Origin of the sequence: Echinicola sp. 20G (assembly GCF_015533855.1) — a bacterium.
In the GTDB taxonomy this organism is placed as follows: domain Bacteria; phylum Bacteroidota; class Bacteroidia; order Cytophagales; family Cyclobacteriaceae; genus Echinicola.
The window spans coordinates 3,592,940-3,611,971 of the sequence record NZ_AP024154.1 but is presented as its reverse complement, the minus strand read 5'-3'; the positions used below and the strand labels follow the sequence as shown (position 1 = coordinate 3,611,971).

Here is a 19,032-nt window from a genome sequence, read left to right as displayed (position 1 = left end):
GGATTTTTTGTTTCAACTTTTCTTTAACAATAACGGTCACTAAGAAATAAACTGTATCTATCTACTTTCTTGTAGAAGAAGACCTAATATGCAAGGTAGAGGGAAGAACAATTACTTCATCTGCAAAGTCAGGCGTATTTTTTTTGTTCAGTTTTTTCATCAGCAGGCTGGCAGCTTGTCTTCCAAATTCATGGGTAGGCTGGGCAATGGTGGTCAAACTTGGATTTAACAAATCAGCAATTTTCATATTGGAAAAACTGACCACTTTCAAATCATCAGGAATAGAAATTTCAAGTTCCTTGGCTACATAATAAGTGCTGATAGCCAATTTTTCTACCGCTGCCAAAACAGCATCCGGCTTGTTTGATTGCTTTAGAAACTTTTTGATAATCCCATGATACTCTCCTTCTTGGTTATCACACCTGAGGATCAGCTTTTCGTCCAATTCCAAGCCATGATGATCAAGTGCATCCACATAGCCCTTTAAGCGCTGTTGGCTAATGGAAATTTCTCTGGACAACAACAAGAATGCAATCCTTTTACAACCCTGCTCCACCAAATGAGATGTTGCTTCGAAACCACTTTGATAACCATTGGTAACAAACTTGGTTGTAGGAATGGATTCACAAATCCTATCGAAGAAAATTATCGGAATCCCTTTTTGGTGTATTCGATTTAAATGGTCAATTTCTTTGGTTTGGTGGGATACGGACATCATAATCCCATCTACCCGCCCATTAAGCAAATGGGACACGATTTCCTTCTCCTTTTCGAGGTTCTCATGGGTATGGTAAACCAACAGGTGATAACCAAACTGCTGGGTAATCTCCTCAACTCCTTCAATGACTTGTGAAAAAAAGTTATTGACCAGATCGGGAATAATCATGGCAATGGTCTTGCTTCTGTGCTCTCGGAGGCTCCTTGCAAATGGATTAGGCTGATAATTCATCTTATCAGCCATCTGTAAGACCCTTTTTTTGGTCTTCTCACTGATCTCATGGCTGTCATTGAGTGCCCTTGAAACTGTAGAAGGGGCCAAACCAAGTGCTTCGGCTAATTTCTTGATGTTAATTCCACTCATAAACAATTCTCAGCAATTATTATGGACATCAAATTTAAAACTATTTTACCTATTGATACTGGATAATTCAGAATAATACTTGTGTCCTTGAAGGTACGAAAACGATTCCGTTATTAAAGTGCTCTTTTTCCTTAAAAAAACAACAAACATTGCCTAATATTACTTATTGTAAACTATAGATACATTCGTTCTTTTTTGCAGTTTAGGTATTCTCTCTACTTCAATGAGCAAAAACAAAACACACACATTTGCATGTATGTTATTGATGCTTAAACCTCGCAAAAAATCAAAAATTAAGTATAATTTTCATAGCAATGGCTCTCAGCTTTTCCCTATGAAAATCAGATTAAATGACTTATGAGTAATCCCGCAACTGACATTAAATCCACTTTCATCCAAGATGATTTTTTGCTTCAATCTAAGATGGCCAATGTCCTTTACCATGATTATGCAAAGGAAATGCCCATCATTGATTACCACTGCCACTTATCACCCAAAGATCTTGCAGAAAACAGGAAATTCGAAAACATCTCTCAAATATGGCTTGCTGGAGACCACTATAAGTGGCGGGCCATGCGTACTTTGGGAGTAAATGAAAGGTATATAACAGGTAATGCAAGTGATGAAGAAAAGTTTGCCCAGTGGGCTTATACCGTTCCTTATACCATGAGAAACCCTCTTTATCATTGGACTCATTTAGAGCTGTTGAGATACTTTGGAATTGAAAGCCTACTCTCTCAGGATAATGCCCATGAGGTGTATCAAGAGGCCACCGCTCAGCTTCAGCAAGATTCCCACAGTACCCAGGCACTCCTTACAGGCATGAAGGTAGAAACTGTTTGTACTACAGACGACCCCATTGACAGCCTTGAATACCATCAAAAAGCCCACAAGGATGGAATGCCCATAGGCCTTTTCCCTACTTTCAGGCCTGACAAGTCTTTTGCTGTGGAAGACCCTAAGTCTTATCAAGCTTATTTGGAAAAACTTTCTACCACCAGTAACATTCAGATTAACAGCCATGAAAAATTAATGGCAGCCCTGGAAAACCGTATCTCTTTCTTCCATGAAAATGGTGGCAGACTAGCTGATCATGGCTTGGAACAACTCTACTTTTTTCCTTTAGGCACCTATGATATTGAAGATTTATTTAATAAGGTGATTTCTGGTGGTGAACTGGACACGCGGGAAACCGCTTATTTCAAGTTTGTAACCTTGATTGAACTTTGTAAACTTTATCATTCCAAAGGATGGACCCAGCAATTTCACTTGGGAGCCTTGAGAAACACCAATGAGAGGATGTTGGCTACTTTAGGTCCTGACACCGGCTTTGACTCTATTGGGGACTTTAGCCAAGCTAAGGCCCTTTCTCTGTTTTTGAATGAGCTGAACAAAAATGATCAGCTTTGTAAAACCATACTTTACAACCTTAACCCTAGAGACAATGAAGTAATGGCCACCATGGCAGGCAACTTCAATGATGGCTCGGTTAGAGGAAAGGTACAATTTGGTTCAGGTTGGTGGTTCATGGATCAAAAAGATGGTATGGAAAAACAGATGAATGCACTTTCCAATATGGGGCTGCTCAGCTGTTTTGTAGGGATGCTTACGGATTCAAGAAGCTTCTTGTCATTTCCTCGCCACGAGTACTTTAGAAGAACGCTTTGTAACCTCATAGGAAATGATGTAGCCAATGGCGAATTACCAGCTGATGAAAAATGGTTGGGGAAATTGGTACAGGATATTTGCTATAACAATGCTAAAGGTTTCTTTAACTTCCACTAATTTACATTCGTTAATCATTATTAAGTCAATCAAACATCATGTCTGATCTATTTTCTGTAAAAGATAAAATCATACTCATCAGTGGCTCCACAGGAGTTCTTGGCAGTCAAATCACCACTTACTTATCGGAAGAAGGTGCCAAAGTCATTGTTTTAGGAAGAAATCCAAATAAGGTAAAAGACCTGGTTACCCATATCAATGAAAATGGAGGACAAGCTTCTCCATTAGTAGCAGACGTCACCAATGAAGAAGCTCTTATTAAAGCCAAAGAACAAGTTGAGAGGGATTTTGGGAAAATTGACGTGCTCATCAATGCCGCTGGTGGCAATATGCCTGGAGCCATTGTCACTCCAGACCAAAAAATCACGGACCTGCACATTGATGAGGTAAAGAAAGTTATGGAGCTTAATTATATGGGCACATTGATGCCTACACAAATTTTCACACCCCTTCTCCTAAAAAACCCTGAAGCAAGTATCATCAATATTTCTTCAATGGCCGCTTCCAGACCAATGACACGAGTAATTGGTTATGCTTCCGCCAAAGCCGCCATTGACAACCTCACCAAATGGCTATCCGTAGAATTCTGCCAAAAGTACGGCACATCCTATCGCGTAAATGCTATAGCACCGGGCTTCTTTTTAACAGAACAAAACAGGGAGCTTTTGACCGATGAAGACGGTAGCCTAACCACTAGAGGATCGCAAATCATCAGCCATACACCAATGGACCGTTTTGGTAATCCCAAGGATCTCTTCGGCGCCGTAGGATTCCTTTGCAGCGACGCTTCCAAATTCGTCACAGGAACCATCATTCCAGTAGATGGAGGCTTTAGTGCATACGCAGGAGTATAAGTTTCTAATCGAAAGTCAAACCCAAGCATGAAAGCATTAAAGAAAATGGAGCAAACCATGAGATGGTATGGCCCCAATGACCCGGTAACCTTAGCCGACATCGCACAAGCTGGTGCTACAGGCATAGTTTCTGCGCTACACCATCTTCCCAATGGCGTAGTTTGGAGTAGAGAAGAAATCAAAAAAAGAAAAGATACCATCGAGGCCGCAGGATTGACATGGTCTGTGGTAGAGAGCATTCCGGTACATGAAAACATCAAAACAAGAAGTGGGAATTTTGCAGCGTACATCTCCAATTACAAAACCTCCATTGAAAACCTTGCAGCAGAAGGGATACATACGGTATGCTATAACTTTATGCCTGTCCTCGACTGGACACGTACAGACTTGGCCTATGAGCTTCCAAATGGTTCCAAAGCCCTTCGTTTTGAACTAAAGGCCTTGGCTGCCTTTGACCTATTTATCCTCAAGCGCCCCAATGCATCTGCTTCTTATACCAAGGAAGTCATTCAAAAAGCAGAAGAGCACTTTCAAAGCATGAGTTATGATGCCAAACAGTTGCTCACCAAAAATATTATTGCTGGCTTACCAGGAGCTGAGGAAGGCTACACGGTAGAAGATTTCCAAAAAGTACTGGACACCTACCAGGATATCGATGAAAAGGTATTGGCAGAAAACTTGAGGCTTTTCTTGGATGAGATCATTCCTGTTGCGGAAAGGAACAGGGTATTTATGGCCATCCATCCAGATGATCCACCTTTCCCTATGTTTGGTCTGCCAAGAGTGGTCAGCACCATAGATGATGTAGAAAGGTTACTTACAGACAATTCCAGTGAATACAACGGCATCACTTTCTGCACTGGATCCTTTGGAGTTAGAGCAGACAATGACCTTCCCCAAATCATCAGGGAGTGGGGAAATCATATTCACTTTATCCACCTCAGAAGTACCCAGAGAGATGAAGAAGGTAATTTTCATGAAGCCAATCACCTTGAGGGTGATGTCCCGATGATCGAAGTGATCAAGGAGCTCATCTTGATTCAGTCAAGAAGAGAGAAGTCACTTCCCATGCGTCCGGACCATGGGCACCAAATGCTCGATGATTTAAGAAAAACCACTAACCCTGGCTATACTGGGATCGGCAGGCTAAAAGGCCTGGCCGAGCTCAGAGGCCTTGAAATGGGTTTGTTATATAGCATGAAAAATCAATAGAAAATGAGGGCAGATGGCCCTCTTTTTTTTTATGGAAGTAATTAGTTTCAAACTTTAACTTTAATTCCTTTATTCGAACTTTCATAAATTCCTCTAATCACTGCCAAGGATTTACAGGCTTTTTCTCCTGAAACCAACGGCTCCTTATTTTCTAATATAGCTGAAATCATATCTTCAATTTGTAACAAATGTAAACGATGCCCAATGGCCATAGGGTCTGCGGCCCCACTCGATTCTTTGCTTTCCTCTTTAACAGCTTTTTGCTCTTGCCCTTTAACATTCCAAGCTACCACCTTCCCTGCTTCCAAAATCACACTACCCTTAGTTCCATATACCTCCAATCGTTCAGGATAACCCGGGTATAATGAAGTTCCCGCTGTAATATTCCCCATGGCTCCATTTTTGAAATTGATCAAAGCAGTTCCTAAATCCTCTCCTTCAATGTCATAGAGGGCTGTCTTTACCTGGCCATATATATCCTTAACATCTCCCATAATGTCCAATAAAAGATCGATTGTATGGATGCCCTGATTGATAAAAGCTCCGCCTCCATCACCTTTCAAAGTCCCCTTCCAATGACTACTTTGGTAATAAGCCTCATCCCTAAACCATTTGATATAAGCATTGCCCATTAGCAGTTTTCCCAGTTCACCCTTTTCTACTGCAGCTTTGAGTTTCAAATACCCCTCGTTAAAACGGTTTTGGAAAACAACCCCTAATTTCACCTCATTTTCATGGCAAGCCTTAATCATCTCCCCTGCTCTGGAAAGGTTGATTTCAATGGGCTTTTCTACCAATACATGCTTACCGGCCTGAGCAGCTTTTATAACCACTTCCATATGATGTCCACTGGCTGTACAAATACAAACCACGTCCAATTCAGGATGAGCTAAAAATTGATTTATTTCAAAATACGTACTTACTCCAAATTTATGTTTGGCTTGCTCAGCCCTGACGGGAGTAGAACTGCATACAGCCACCAATTCACTATTTTTTGATTCCCTAATCGCTGCTGCATGTTGTCCAGCAATTGCCCCCGTGCCAATTATCCCAAATTTTAAAGTATGAGCCATTTTTAATTTTGCACTTATTTGAACTTAATCTTCCAATCAAAAAGTAAGATAAGAAAGCTTTCAAAAAGTACCTGAGTCAATATGCTTGAAAATAATTTGTTTGTCCAGAATTAATACTAATGACCCTATAAAAACTAATTCAAAAGTACTTATCCCATAAACAATATATAGGCAAAAACCCTGTGATTTTTCACTCACAGGGTCCCACATATTTTATTAGATAAATCAAATTAAGCCTTTTCAGGAGACAGGTATTTGTAAATCCAACCTGCCAAAACAGCTCCAACGATTGGCGCTACCCAAAAGAGCCATAATTGCCCCAAGGCCCAATCTCCAACAAAAATAGCTTGACTGGTACTTCTTGCCGGATTAACGGAAGTATTAGTTACTGGTATACTGATCAAATGAATCAGGGTAAGACAAAGACCAATCGCTACCCCTGCCAGAGCCTGTGGAGCTTTGGAGTGAGTGGCACCCAAGATCACAATCAAGAATGCAAAAGTCATGACAATTTCCGTAATCAATGCGGCAAGCATTCCGAACCCTCCAGGTGAGTGCTCCCCAAAGCCATTTGCTGCAAAACCTCCCAACTCAAATGCTGGATTGTCAGAAGCAATCAAATAAAGTATAGTTGCTCCAGCTAATCCACCCAAAACCTGGGCAATGATATAAGGCAACAGCTCTTTTGAATCAAATCTACCTCCAGCCCAAAGTCCAATAGACACTGCTGGGTTCAAATGACATCCTGAAACATGGCCAATGGCGTAGGCCATGGTCAGCACTGTAAGACCAAAAGCAAGTGCAACACCTGCAAAGCCAATCCCCAACTCGGGAAACCCTGCCGCTAAAACAGCACTCCCACAGCCGCCAAGCACCAACCAAAAAGTTCCGATAAATTCAGCAATTAGTTTTTTCATCTTATTTTGTAGTTTATGGTTTTTGTTAATTGCAACGATAGACACTTAAATTGCCAAAATCACTCAACCACAGCCACAAAATAATTGGGCATTACATTCTATTGGCCAAAAATAAATTTGCTAAGTTTAATTCAATTTAAGAACTAATCCCCCTCCAAGACTAAACTGATAGATTGAAGAATAACTATTCACTCCTGCTCCTGCACCTCCAGTTCCAAAGTAAAATCCTCCTCCCATCGATTGTACAGCAGAAAGCAATTGGGCTTGTAATTTAATCCCCACTTTCTCCGATCCCCAGTATATCATGCCTCCCTTCGCTCCTACACCTAGTTTAGTAGCTGTATCTTCCCTGTTATTATCCGGGTTTGTCAAGCTCGCAACCATCACACCCACCATCAAACTTCCAAATCCTTCTATGGGACTTCCTGCTGCCTTAAAATACCTTGTAGGTGCCACCATAATGTAGTTTATTCCCAAATCAAAATTAGTAAACTGGTCTGGTCCAGCCACTCTTCTGTACCACGTTGGGCTATTGGTATCCTGTCTTAAATAAAGCAATTCCACACCCACCAATTCATTTACCCGATACTCCAATCCTCCTCCCCACTGCAGTCCATCTTCAATTTTCCCACTGTAATAGTAGTTATTTCCTACATCCCAGTAGGAATCAAACTTATCAGCGAAAGTATAAAGGGCATAGGCATTCAATCTTATGTCCTGAGAAAAGCCTTCCAGAGAACAGAAAATCATTAGAGCAAGGATGAAAATTAACTTTTTCATATTCTGAAGTTTAAAACTGATTAAAAATAATCTTTTCTCTAGTTAAGAAAATCAAAGGTCAAGGCTGTCAACAAACCACTTATTTGCTCCAAAAATTATAATTTTTTGCAGATAAACTCTCTAAAATGCGACATGGCTATCCTTTGGGCAGCCATTACCTAACCAGTTGGCATTCAGAAAAACCTTAGGTAAGGTCTAGCTGCAAAAGGAGAAAATGGCCAAGGTATATTGATCAAAATAAGTAAAATGCCCACCGTGTAGCAGATTCCCAATATTTTAAACTTCTTTTGGTCTTCATCTTTTTTCTTGGCCAATGAAACTCCTATACTGATTACAAAAACAGCCAGAAACATCATAGAACTATGCTCCATTCCAAAAAACCTAATTTGTCTTTCATGGACAGCCTCATTATAGTGCTGATAAAAATACCTGATAATTGGACTTACAAAATAAAGAAGGGCTCCTATCGTAAATTGGAGATGCAACATGGAAACTGCGATTCTATTCCATTTTTCATCAAAATTATCAAATGGCATATTAGTGAACCAACCTCTATAAATTCGAAAAACAGCCACCAAAACGCTCGCCAAAACCAACCACCTTACAATAGAATGAAGAAAAAGCAAGGTGGTATAAAGCATAAAGGCAGGGGGATAATTAAACGATTATTCTACGTCAAAAGTAACTACAAATCCACTTTTATCAATTGGGAATTTTGGTATTTCTTCCAGTTCCACAAATGAAAATTTATTGGTTTTTGTACTATCCTTTGTGCTGATGTAGTGAATAATATTTTCTCTTCTTGCAGTTCCCAGAAGCTTGGCTTGAGGCAAGACATTCTCCATACCAATCATTTCCAGGGCCAATGAATCTGGAGATTGAACCAATTGGGCGCTGTCCAACTCTGGGTTATTTAACAACAACCTGCCCTTCATATAATTTATAAAATGAATATCATTATCTGCTATCCTTTCATCCGCTTTTATATTTCCTTCCATATTTATCCCCAGTTGTTCGGAAAGATACTTGTTCTTAGCCTTATACATGGCCAAATTCATGGATTCAATTTGGTCGGGTTCATAATAGGAAAGTTCAACCAATAATCCTGGCTTTTTATCCATCAGTACTATTAGATTATCCAAGGATTTTTGTTGCTCCTCCATTACCAAACTATCTAAAGGCTCAAACCCAACGTAATTGATATCCTCTTCTTTCATCCCAAATACATTGGCCAACAACTTCCCTGGAGCAGACACCACCTTATCCAGATTTTGCTTGATGATTTGCCAAACGATCGGCCAGACTTTGAATTGCGGATCATAAAGGTTTCCCTCCATAGGAAGGTCAAGGTTAACCACACCGTTTTTATCCTTCAACAAAAACACACCAAATTTGAGTGGCAGCACATAGAGGACATTTTTTGAGACCCTCTTACCTACCTCAAGATCGTAGACCGTTATCTTGTTTTCACTGTCCATGATTCCATCCTTAACCGTAGTCTTTCCACTATAAACCAAATTGCCTTCAAAAATAGGATGGCCCGCATAGGTCATACTGAATGGACTAAGGTCTTCCATTTGGAATCCCTTTACCACAAAATCCAAAGAAAAATCAAGCGGCTTATTTGGGTCAAATATCAAATTGGCATTATAATTCCCCTGCACGTTCAGTACACCAGTACTGCTTAACTTTGCTTCTTGACTATCTGAACGGATATTGTCAGCTAATGCCGCTATTTCGGTAATATTATATTCAAAATATTCGTCCAAGGCATAATCCCTGTATTTCATACTACTATTTACCACCAAAAAGGTGTCTATAGAGTAATAGTATTCCGTCTCATTAACTTGTTTAGGGACTGTATCATTGCTTGCACTTTCTGTTTCTCCTTCTTCTAGCATCGGAGCAAACATCACCATCATATTATTGGTACTGTCCAACATATCAAAGCGCATTTTAAAGTTTTCTGCATAAACGCGCCCCACTTCATATCGCTCTTTGAAAACATCAATATTCTTTAAAGAAACCATTATAGAATCAGCCTCAAAAACCGGACTTTGAGCGGTGTCTTTGACTGTTAGTTGAGTGACCCAAGCTTTCCCATCAATATTCACATTGGTTTCTTCAGCAAAGCTTCCAATAATACGCACATCCCCTCCTGAAACTCCTTCGAAATCCTCCGAAACCATGTAATCACTCAAATAAGGTTTGATAATATCCAGTTTTAAGCCCCTTAAGGACAATCGTGCATCCAGCTTATTTTGCGAGGGATAGTAATCATTTTTCACCGTTAATTGTCCCGTCTTATTGATGACCAATTTAATATCCATGTTGGCCGATTCACTGTTGTAAGCAAAACGTGGCAATTCCAAGGATAGGTCATCCATGACCACTTCATGATCTATTTCGGTTTCATAGTAAGTAACAATCCCTTTGTCCATCCTAAAATTCAGGATTTCAAAGGCGATGGTACTCTCCCCTTCACCTTCTTCCTCTGAATTTTCTGAGACCAACAAATCATCAAAATTAAAATTCCCCGTACGATTGACCACATGGACATACGGGCTGTCCAATGCTACTTCTTCAAACTGAAAATTACCGGTGACCATTTTCAGAAAATTGATATTGATATCTAAGCTGGCAAAACCTGAAAACTGTGTAGAGTCTTCCTGTTCATAAACGGTGAAATTTTCAGAATGTACCTTGCCATTAAAAGGATTAAAACTCAATTTTTCTAAAAATGCTTTTCTCCCTATAAGTTCTTCTGAATGCTTATTAAAGTAGTTTTTAATAAAATATGGAGAAATATAAAGCATCAAATAGACACTAAAAATGACCACACTTATTATTAGGAGTATCTTCTTCATAATTGGGTATAAAGACTAAAAATGTACTCTTGTTTTCGTAAACCAATATACCACATTTAGGTATAAACCTACTTAAATAATTAGGCTTTTATTTATTCCTACCTTCATCATTTATAAGTATGGATTCTCCATCCTATACAAACGAAATCAGAAGCATCAAATTTTTGAACCATACTTGTCCAAAAGATAAAACCCCAATTGACTCTGATCAATTGGGGTTTTATTCAAAATTGTCGCCAAGAATTACAGCTGCGGAATAACTACTTCATCTTTATATTCCTTCATCAATTCCTCTAGCTTTTGGTGCATATTCTCCTGTACTTCGGCATAAGCAGGGTCACCATACAAATTGTTCATCTCTTTGGGATCTTCCTGAAGGTCATAAAGCTCCCATTCGTCAATATCATAATAAAAATGAATAAGCTTATAGCGATCAGTCCTTACACCATTATGTCTTTTTACAGCATGAATGCCGGGGTATTCATAGTAGTGATAATAAAGTGCATCTCTCCACTCCACCTTCTCACCTTTTAGCAAAGGCAACATGCTTTTGCCTTGCATCTCTTCTGGAATGTCTACTCCAGCTGCATCCAACATGGTTTCTGCAAAATCAAGGTTTTGTACCAAATCAGTATTTTTGCTTCCTGCTGTGATAACACCTGGCCATTTGATCATCAAAGGAGTTCTAAACGACTCTTCGTACATAAAACGCTTATCAAACCAGCCATGCTCTCCCAAGTAAAAACCCTGATCTGAAGTATAGATAATGATGGTATTTTCAGCCAAACCATTCTCTTCCAAATAATCCAAAAGTCTGCCCACATTTTCATCTACAGATTCAATACTGGCCAAGTAGTCCTGCATGTACCTTTGGTATTTCCATTTGGTCAGCTCATCACCGTGAAGGTCTGCTTTCTCAAATGCTTCATTAATTGGTCCATAAACCTCTTCCCAAGCTGCTCTCTCTTCTGGACTCATCCTGTCCAAATTGCCATGGTAAGCACCAGAATACCAGTTGATAAACTCTTTGTAACCTAATTTCTCAACAATATCCGGATGAATTTTGCTGTCGTTGGTTAAGCCCATATGCGTAGAAATTCTCATTTCAGCTTCTTTGGCAGCCCTACCTCTTCCCTCATAATCATCGAACAAGCTTTCAGGTTCTGCGAATTCTTTTTGGGTATAGTTTCTGAAGTTTTCCTCAGTAGGCAACCACTCTCTATGGGGAGCTTTGTGCTGGTACATTAGCATAAAAGGCTTGTCCTTGTCTTTGGCCTCTTCCAACCAGTTTATCGCAAAATCCGTAATCAAATCCGTAACATAGCCAGAGTCCAACACAATGCCTTCAGGCGTTCTAAATTCGGGATTATAATAGTGCCCCTGTCCCGGAAGCACCTTCCAATAATCAAAGCCAGTAGGTTGGGTTTTTAAGTGCCATTTACCGATCATGGCAGTTTGATAACCATTTTCCCTCAAAATCTTTGGATAAGTAACCTGAGTACTGTCAAACCGGACAGCATTGTCCACCAAGCCATTGATGTGACTGTGTTTCCCGGTCAGGATCACAGCCCTACTTGGAGCACAAATGGAGTTACTGACAAAGGCGTTCTCAAATAACATCCCCTCATTGGCGATTCGATCTATGTTTGGCGTATTGATCAATGTAGATCCATAGGCGCTGATCGCCTGATAAGCATGGTCATCAGACATGATAAAAATGATATTGGGCCGCTTGGTTTCAGCAGTTTCCTCTTTTTGTTGGGGCTCGCAAGAAGTCAAACTTCCAAGTAAAGACATTAGGAATGCTAAACCTCCCATCATTCTTCCTGAAGCAAAGTATTTAAAGGTCATTATTAATGTAATTTTTGGGTTAATAAAGTATAAATTTAGGTAAACCGCCCCAAAAAGCAAGATGATTGGGGCTCAACTGGTCAATAAGTTTGAAAATCTATCCGCCTTTCATTAAAAAAAGAGCCACTTAAAGGTTTTAATACTTCATCATAGACTGACACATTGCTAAAACCATTCAGTTATTTTTCACAAGCTTAGTCCAAAATGGCCACTATCCTTAAAGGTCCTCCACTTCCCCCTTCTATTTTGATGGGCAAAGCTATCACCTGAAAACCTTTTGCTGGCAATTCATCCATATTGGCTACGTTTTCAAAAGCCGGAATATCATGGGTCATCAATGCCACATGGGTTTTAAAATACACAGATTGCCCGTGATCTATGCTTGGAGTATCAATTCCAACTGATTTAATTTTTCGGTTTTCCATCAACCAATTCGCCGCTTCAGGAGAAAGGCCAGGGAAATGTAGGTCCTTAACCGCCTTTGCTCCTCTTTCCGTAGTACCTAAGTATTTACCCTTATCTGGATAATATTGGCTATGCCCAGAGTACAAAAGAACTATGCTTCCTTCTGGGATCTCACCATTTGTTTTCTCCCATTCTTGGATATCCTCTACCTTGATCTGATAGTCTGGGTCGGCCAATCCTTTTTCAGAAACATCTATTTTTACCGCCGACCCAATCAATTGCTCCAAAGGAATTTTATCTACAGACACCCCATTTTCAGCAAAATGGACAGGAGCATCTATATGTGTCCCACCATGCTCTGAAGTCTCAAAGTTATTGGCGGCGTAAAAATAACCTTTATCCGTCTGCCCTTTTGCCACTTCCTCCAACTCAAACTCTTTTGATGTTACCCAATAGATCGTCTTATCGGAAAAGGCATAGGTAAGGTCAATGATTTCACCAACTTTGGAGCTGCTTAGTTCTTTTAGATTACCAGTATTTTCATTTTGGTCTCTCTTAGGTTCATGGCATGAAAATAACACCAAGCCTATCACCACTGGGATAAAAGCTCTCATAGAAAATCATTTTGGTTCTGAAAATCAATCAACTATAAATTAATTTACTAAATCCAAGCCAATTTATTTATTCCAAAATCACTTTTTCTCGTTTAGGATATTTCACTTCATAGATCAACTTAAGCTCTTTCTGAGAGTTTGGTTCAACTTGCATATCCCATGTGATCTTACCTGTTTTCTCTTCCAAGTTTCCTTTGGATAGTTCCAAATGAGTTACACTAATATCATTTAGTACAGGAACAGGAACCTGGTCTAATAGTGTCAGATTTATGGCCTGAGATTTCTTGTTTCTGACAATCAGTTTATATGACCGGCTTTCCACCTTATTGCTACCAAGAATCTTTCTTTCGGAAAACTCGTCAATTTTCTCCCTGCCTATTACAATACTCCTATCCCTACCTAGGGAAATAGAAAGTGTATCACTTAATGATTTTGCGTCCAAAATGGATCTTCCCACGTAGGCATCCTCAAAGTAAAGGTTTGCTTCCCCTTCCAACAGATTATATTGATCCCAATTGGTTATTTTGGCTACCAGAAAAGCATCTTTATCTAGCTTTGGTACAGCAAAATATTCGAACTTTGTTTCAATATTATAAGTATTAAGGTCTACTGAAAGCATCTCTCCATTCGATTTAATGGAATAGGGAGTTTCCACTTCAAACTCCACAGTGGTTTGGTTTTCAATGGTGGTCGTAGGCAAAGACTCTGCTTGCCAATTCCAGCTATCTTCTTTCCTGGAGTTTCCTGCCATAAGCCCCATCACTTTCCCCTGTAATTTGTTTTGTACCTCATACCCAACAACAACCACTTCTTCAAGTGCTACATTATCCGGCTCCAATTGTACGGTCATTGCTGAAGATTGTATTGGAATCAGCTTCGGCTGATAGCCTACAAAAGTATATTTAAGTTCTTTAGCCCCATGTGGCAAAGTAATATCATACCTACCATCGATATCGGTGACAGTCCCAATTGAGGTTCCATCCACGATCACATTAACCCCCGGTATAGCCTGTCCCATTTCATCCAAAACTTTTCCGGAAACCCTACCCACACTCCCTGAAGAAACGCCATAAAAAGAGTTATTTACAATGGTATTTCTAGCGTAATTAAGTTTCCAAGGCTGTAATTCGGGAGCCAACCCTGATTGATTGGGATTTCCATTAGAAAATTTAAGCTTTACATTATCCCAATTTACCCCGGTATTCTGATAAACCTCTGCCCTATATTTAAGCTGAAGTGGCTGGGAGATATTTTCCACCCTTACATCATATTTTGGATACCAGCCGGCAAATCCAACTAAATACGTAATATCAAAGCTTCCTTGTACCTCAGAAAGTGATTCTACACGAATTTCTATTATGCTACTGGGGAACTCCTCCTTGCCCTTCACCTCAGCAATTTCCTTTTGAAGCCTTTCTTTCTGTTTATTAAGTATTTTATCTGATTCTTTAATATCAAGCTCTCCCTTTTTAATTTGTTCAGTCTCTTGTCCAAAAAAATCAATTGCCTGCTTTAATTCAGTCAAAGAAACTCCATTATCCCTTCCACCTAAGTTTTTATTGGCATTTAGTAGACTTTCTTTTTCATGGAGAACAGTTAATTTAGAAAGGTTCACTTCCAACTGCCTATCTATTGCTTCCAGTTGATTTTCCAAGTCTGACAACTGCTCATCTTTTTTTAAATCATTCAAATAATCATACTGATGGTTGACAGACAAAATGGTGAAATCCCCTTTGGCTTTTACTAAAATACTCTTATCATCAATATGAGGTGATAAAGATTTGATTTTTAAAATAGACTTCCCTTTAGGTATTGTGGATTTTCCAGACCGGTTAATTTGGGCCCCATTAAGAAAAACTGTCACTTCTTTAATTTTGGCCTCCATTTCTTTTTCATTAAAAATCTGAGCGGAAACCTGTCCCGAAACAATTACAAACACCAATAGCAAGTACTTCATACCAAAATTTTATTTAAAAGTTGATGTATTAAAATTCAAATAGATTATACAAAACCAATCAATAGGCCCAGTAAAACAGCTATGCCAAAACTTAACATCGTGCCGATCAATACATATTCTGTTTTGATGGTATCATCGTTTTTGTATCGAAGGATTGACTTTGCGGCTATTAAAAACCCAACAGCTTCGAATTGTCTCAATAGAATAAAAGTCAAGACCAAAACCCTTTCTAAAACACCAATCAGTTTACCGGCATTGGGAAGGTCATCCGTTCCCGGCACACTGATTTGATAAGCTCTGAACATCTCTTTGATAAATATATTGGCCGGTTTTAGACAAAGTAAATACGCAAAAACCCCAATCAACCCCTTTATCCCAATGGGAATATTCACCCACGCATCCAACTCAGCATAATAGGCATAGCACACTGTCACACTGACCAACATTAAAACATGCAAAGCCTGATCAATAAAAAAATAATATCGACCTACTATCTTATTCTTGTTGATCCAGGGCTTAATGCCATCAATCATAAAATGAGTCAAAGCAATGATCAAAGCACCATACACAAACCTGGTCTGGAATGACAATCCCCAAGAAAACAAAAACACGATCAATATGTGCCACTTTAAAAATGGACTTCGAAAACCCAGTTCATTTTTTTGAATCGCCAATCTGTCTGTTTGGAAAAAAAAATCTGCCAGAACATGAGCGATAAATTGCAAAGCTAAAAATTGACCTAAATTCATTGAATGTCTTTTTTAAGGGTTTTAGCAAAATATTCCACCGTCTTCTCTATGCTATTCCAGCCTACGCTTGTGCTGTGCTGATTGACCACTGACTGGCTAATCCCCAACTTTTCTGCAATCTCATCTTCGTTCTTGCCCATTAATTTCCAATACAATACTTCACATTGCCGGGAAGTAGCTTTACTCAACAAAACATCCAACAATGCCATTATAGGTTCAAACTGCTCATTAAGGTTTTCCTTATGGGAAGTGAAAAACAAAGTGTTTTTGATCACCACCCTTTCCTTTCCATGGGTCGAAGCCGATTGGTTAATCAACCTTCCTGCTAAGTATACTGCTTCTCCATCCATGATCCCTTTTTCAGGATCATACCTTTGCAAGTCGCCATAACCAATAGCCAATCGAATTCCGTGCGTTTTGAACAACTTGATCCGAATATTATCCTTTCTCGAATCAGCTTGCTGTACTTCAATTGACTTGACAAAACTCTTGATCGCTAAGGCTACCTGAAGTGCATCTTGAGGGGCTTTGCAAACGCATTCGAGATAATCACCTTTGATGAGTCTACCAAATGTTCCAAATTTATCAGTCAATGCTCCCAACAATTCCTTTAAGCGCACTTCTAGCATCGCCCGATCCTCCAACACCAAATTGGTAGAGGACACAATATCTCCCGAGATGACTGTCGCTTTTTGCATAACTTAAAACTTGATGCAATTCAAATATAGGTTTAAAAACCTATAAAATCAATTTATATGCTTAAAAACATATAAACAATTAATATAGGTTTATAAATCTATAAAATATAAATACAGTAATTTAGGCATATAAAGAAAAGTCAACGGTCAATCTGATCCATCACCCAATTTGTTCTAGCTGCTGACTTTCCAATAGAAGGACTTGAAGCTATTCCTAACATATCACCCACAATATCCTGAATTAAAATACTTTGAATATGTTTAGGTAAATCAAATTCGAATACCTTTTTTCCCTCTATTTCACTATCCAATATCAACTGACCATTACCAAATGTCTCATAACTGATCTGGCCTTTACTTCCATAAATAATGGTGCTATCTATTTCTGAAACCTTACTTGATGTAAAACACCAGTTCCCGGATCCCAAAACTCCCGATTCAAATTCAAAAGTGGCTAAAACCAAATCTTCTGCCTCATAAATTCCAGCTTGGTTTGTCTTAAAACCTTTGACTTTTTTAATTGGCCCCAGAGCAAAATCAAGGAAATCCAACTGATGTGATGCCAAGTCATAAAAATAGCCACCACCAGCCACCTCTGGATCTACTCTCCAATTATTGGCTAGGTTCCTGACAATGTCCGGCCTCAAAACTTGATTCATTTGTATATTTACATACCGCACATCACCTATTGCTCCAGCAGCGATCAGCTCTTTGATCTTCACAAAATGGGGTAATGTTCTGCGATAATAAGCCACATACAAAGGCACACCTGCAGCTTCACATGCCGCCATCATTTCGTTACACTCCTCATAAGTCCTGGCCATGGGCTTTTCTACATAGACAGGCTTTCCAGCAGCTGCTACTTTTAGGGTAAGCTCCTTATGTACATGGGGAGGAGTGGCAATGTAGATAGCATTTACTTCAGGGTCATTGATCAGCTCATCAGCATCGGTATACCACTTGGGAACATGGTGCCTTCTGGCATAGTCTTTAACTTTCTCTTCATTTCTTCTCATCACCGCTACAAGGCGACTGTTTTCCACTAAATTCATAGCGGGAGCACTTTTCAACTCACATACATCACCAACACCCAAAATCCCCCAACGCACTTCATTATCTTCGATTTTTTTCATTCTAATAAACTTAAAATGTCGTTCCAAATATCAACATCTACAGGAACACCTTTTTCCAAATTTCCCTTCCTGATCTTCAGCGTATTTTCTCCCGGGTAACGTACTTTCCCTTTTCCATCAAAAGTAGCTGACTGACTTAAATCACTTATTATGCGGTCTGATTTCTCCTCCATCCATTCTTTCATTCCAAATTTGTTTGGATCCAAAGCCACAAAAACCTGTGAAAGTCCATATTCCTCACCACTTTTGCCCACCTCATGCGTAGCTTCTCCGCCAGACAACAAAACGGCCAGCATATCTATCATCAAACTCAACCCAGCTCCCTTCCATAAACCAATGGGCAAGGCCAACTCATGTTCTATTATTTCCTTGGGAGATTTGGTAAGTTTGCCCGACTGATCAAATCCTGCCTCATAAGGCATTTCCTTATCTTCTTTTTCATAAATAGCCATTTTTCCATACGCAAATTGCGACATGGCCATATCTAATACTACCGGTCCTTTTTGACGAGGAATAGCAACTACCAAAGGGTTATTACCCAGTTTTGGCTCACTGCCGCCCCAAGCAGGCATATTCGGTTTGGTATTGGTAAAGCAAATCCCCATGCACCCAGCTTCCACAGCTTGCCATCCAAAATTACCTGCCCTCATCCAATGATTTGTTTTCTGGAGTGCCACACAGCCAATACCACTTGATTTAGCTAATTCCAAACACCGATCCATAGCCAAGTGGGCATTGATATTACCGGGACCTAATAACCCATCCCAACGCTCAAAAGCACCAAAACTGGCAATGATCTCTGGACGGGCATGTACGTCAATCAAACCTTTTTTAATAAAATTCAAATAACTTAGAAACCTGTTCAGCCCATGTGAAGGAACTCCATCTAAACTTGATTGAGCAAATAAGCGAGCACTGAGCTCAGCATTTTCAGCTGAAAATTGGTATTGTACAAGTACTTTGGCTAGTACTTCCTGTAAAGTTAAAAAAGGGATACGTTGGTCTTCCATGGGATATAAGTCAAACCAATTTATTGATTATCTTTTCCATGACCAA

The 19,032-nt window shown here is 39.5% G+C and carries 16 protein-coding genes; 3 read left to right on the top strand and 13 right to left on the bottom strand.

Going from position 1 to position 19,032, the window contains the following annotated elements; translation table 11 throughout:
- Nucleotides 1-61 precede the first annotated feature (61 nt).
- Nucleotides 62-1,081, bottom strand: a complete 1,020-nt coding sequence (locus JL001_RS14830; RefSeq protein WP_200977399.1) for a LacI family DNA-binding transcriptional regulator — start codon at nt 1,079-1,081, stop codon at nt 62-64.
- 357 nt (nt 1,082-1,438) lie between these two features.
- On the opposite strand from JL001_RS14830, the gene uxaC reads away from it, so the two are divergent.
- From uxaC to uxuA, 3 genes are read left to right on the top strand one after another with little or no spacing between them, the layout of a single operon-like run.
- Entirely contained in the window at nt 1,439-2,866 is a 1,428-nt protein-coding gene (uxaC, locus tag JL001_RS14825) for a glucuronate isomerase (RefSeq protein WP_200977397.1), read from the top strand.
- Nucleotides 2,867-2,904: 38 nt separating this feature from the next.
- Entirely contained in the window at nt 2,905-3,720 is an 816-nt protein-coding gene (locus tag JL001_RS14820; protein WP_200977396.1) for an SDR family oxidoreductase, read from the top strand.
- A 27-nt stretch (nt 3,721-3,747) separates the two neighbouring features.
- The gene (uxuA, locus tag JL001_RS14815) at nt 3,748-4,932 is read left to right on the top strand and encodes a mannonate dehydratase (protein ID WP_236252825.1); all 1,185 of its coding nucleotides are present in this window, start codon (nt 3,748-3,750) and stop codon (nt 4,930-4,932) included.
- Between the two features lie 47 nt (nt 4,933-4,979).
- Here uxuA and JL001_RS14810 read toward each other — a convergent pair whose 3' ends face one another.
- The 12 genes from JL001_RS14810 to yiaK all read right to left on the bottom strand — a co-directional run bounded on the left by JL001_RS14810 (nt 4,980) and on the right by yiaK (nt 18,986).
- Complete coding sequence (locus tag JL001_RS14810) at nt 4,980-6,005, bottom strand: Gfo/Idh/MocA family protein (RefSeq protein WP_200977394.1); 1,026 nt, start codon at nt 6,003-6,005, stop codon at nt 4,980-4,982.
- Nucleotides 6,006-6,235: 230 nt separating this feature from the next.
- Entirely contained in the window at nt 6,236-6,922 is a 687-nt protein-coding gene (gene aqpZ / locus JL001_RS14805; protein ID WP_200977392.1) for an aquaporin Z, read from the bottom strand.
- A gap of 126 nt (nt 6,923-7,048) precedes the next feature.
- Nucleotides 7,049-7,702, bottom strand: coding sequence for a hypothetical protein (locus JL001_RS14800; protein ID WP_200977390.1), 654 nt, complete (start codon nt 7,700-7,702; stop codon nt 7,049-7,051).
- Nucleotides 7,703-7,875: 173 nt separating this feature from the next.
- Complete coding sequence (locus tag JL001_RS14795; protein ID WP_200977388.1) at nt 7,876-8,343, bottom strand: hypothetical protein; 468 nt, start codon at nt 8,341-8,343, stop codon at nt 7,876-7,878.
- 24 nt (nt 8,344-8,367) lie between these two features.
- Nucleotides 8,368-10,569, bottom strand: a complete 2,202-nt coding sequence (locus tag JL001_RS14790; RefSeq protein ID WP_200977386.1) for a DUF748 domain-containing protein — start codon at nt 10,567-10,569, stop codon at nt 8,368-8,370.
- A gap of 243 nt (nt 10,570-10,812) precedes the next feature.
- Complete coding sequence (locus tag JL001_RS14785; RefSeq protein WP_236252824.1) at nt 10,813-12,420, bottom strand: sulfatase; 1,608 nt, start codon at nt 12,418-12,420, stop codon at nt 10,813-10,815.
- A gap of 194 nt (nt 12,421-12,614) precedes the next feature.
- On the bottom strand, nt 12,615-13,439 hold the full coding sequence (locus JL001_RS14780; RefSeq protein ID WP_200977384.1) for a cyclase family protein: 825 nt from the start codon (nt 13,437-13,439) through the stop codon (nt 12,615-12,617).
- Between the two features lie 67 nt (nt 13,440-13,506).
- Complete coding sequence (locus JL001_RS14775) at nt 13,507-15,396, bottom strand: DUF4139 domain-containing protein (RefSeq protein WP_200977383.1); 1,890 nt, start codon at nt 15,394-15,396, stop codon at nt 13,507-13,509.
- 44 nt (nt 15,397-15,440) lie between these two features.
- On the bottom strand, nt 15,441-16,145 hold the full coding sequence (locus JL001_RS14770) for a DUF3307 domain-containing protein (protein ID WP_200977381.1): 705 nt from the start codon (nt 16,143-16,145) through the stop codon (nt 15,441-15,443).
- A complete protein-coding gene (locus JL001_RS14765; RefSeq protein WP_200977379.1) occupies nt 16,142-16,843 on the bottom strand; it encodes a LuxR C-terminal-related transcriptional regulator in 702 nt (233 codons plus the stop codon). The genes JL001_RS14770 and JL001_RS14765 overlap by 4 nt, the downstream gene beginning before the upstream one ends.
- Nucleotides 16,844-16,983: 140 nt before the next feature.
- Nucleotides 16,984-17,976, bottom strand: coding sequence for a Gfo/Idh/MocA family protein (locus JL001_RS14760; protein ID WP_200977377.1), 993 nt, complete (start codon nt 17,974-17,976; stop codon nt 16,984-16,986).
- Nucleotides 17,973-18,986: a 3-dehydro-L-gulonate 2-dehydrogenase gene (gene yiaK / locus JL001_RS14755; RefSeq protein WP_200977375.1), complete on the bottom strand. Its 1,014-nt coding sequence runs from the start codon at nt 18,984-18,986 to the stop codon at nt 17,973-17,975. The genes JL001_RS14760 and yiaK overlap by 4 nt, the downstream gene beginning before the upstream one ends.
- Nucleotides 18,987-19,032 lie beyond the last annotated feature (46 nt).

Bases quoted from the DNA above. Each gene is read 5' to 3' on its own strand.
- JL001_RS14830 (WP_200977399.1), bottom strand. From the start codon at position 1,081: ATGAGTGGAATTAACATCAAGAAATTAGCCGAAGCACTTGGTTTGGCC.
- uxaC (WP_200977397.1), top strand. From the start codon at position 1,439: ATGAGTAATCCCGCAACTGACATTAAATCCACTTTCATCCAAGATGAT.
- JL001_RS14820 (WP_200977396.1), top strand. From the start codon at position 2,905: ATGTCTGATCTATTTTCTGTAAAAGATAAAATCATACTCATCAGTGGC.
- uxuA (WP_236252825.1), top strand. From the start codon at position 3,748: ATGAAAGCATTAAAGAAAATGGAGCAAACCATGAGATGGTATGGCCCC.
- JL001_RS14810 (WP_200977394.1), bottom strand. From the start codon at position 6,005: ATGGCTCATACTTTAAAATTTGGGATAATTGGCACGGGGGCAATTGCT.
- aqpZ (WP_200977392.1), bottom strand. From the start codon at position 6,922: ATGAAAAAACTAATTGCTGAATTTATCGGAACTTTTTGGTTGGTGCTT.
- JL001_RS14800 (WP_200977390.1), bottom strand. From the start codon at position 7,702: ATGAAAAAGTTAATTTTCATCCTTGCTCTAATGATTTTCTGTTCTCTG.
- JL001_RS14795 (WP_200977388.1), bottom strand. From the start codon at position 8,343: ATGCTTTATACCACCTTGCTTTTTCTTCATTCTATTGTAAGGTGGTTG.
- JL001_RS14790 (WP_200977386.1), bottom strand. From the start codon at position 10,569: ATGAAGAAGATACTCCTAATAATAAGTGTGGTCATTTTTAGTGTCTAT.
- JL001_RS14785 (WP_236252824.1), bottom strand. From the start codon at position 12,420: ATGACCTTTAAATACTTTGCTTCAGGAAGAATGATGGGAGGTTTAGCA.
- JL001_RS14780 (WP_200977384.1), bottom strand. From the start codon at position 13,439: ATGAGAGCTTTTATCCCAGTGGTGATAGGCTTGGTGTTATTTTCATGC.
- JL001_RS14775 (WP_200977383.1), bottom strand. From the start codon at position 15,396: ATGAAGTACTTGCTATTGGTGTTTGTAATTGTTTCGGGACAGGTTTCC.
- JL001_RS14770 (WP_200977381.1), bottom strand. From the start codon at position 16,145: ATGAATTTAGGTCAATTTTTAGCTTTGCAATTTATCGCTCATGTTCTG.
- JL001_RS14765 (WP_200977379.1), bottom strand. From the start codon at position 16,843: ATGCAAAAAGCGACAGTCATCTCGGGAGATATTGTGTCCTCTACCAAT.
- JL001_RS14760 (WP_200977377.1), bottom strand. From the start codon at position 17,976: ATGAAAAAAATCGAAGATAATGAAGTGCGTTGGGGGATTTTGGGTGTT.
- yiaK (WP_200977375.1), bottom strand. From the start codon at position 18,986: ATGGAAGACCAACGTATCCCTTTTTTAACTTTACAGGAAGTACTAGCC.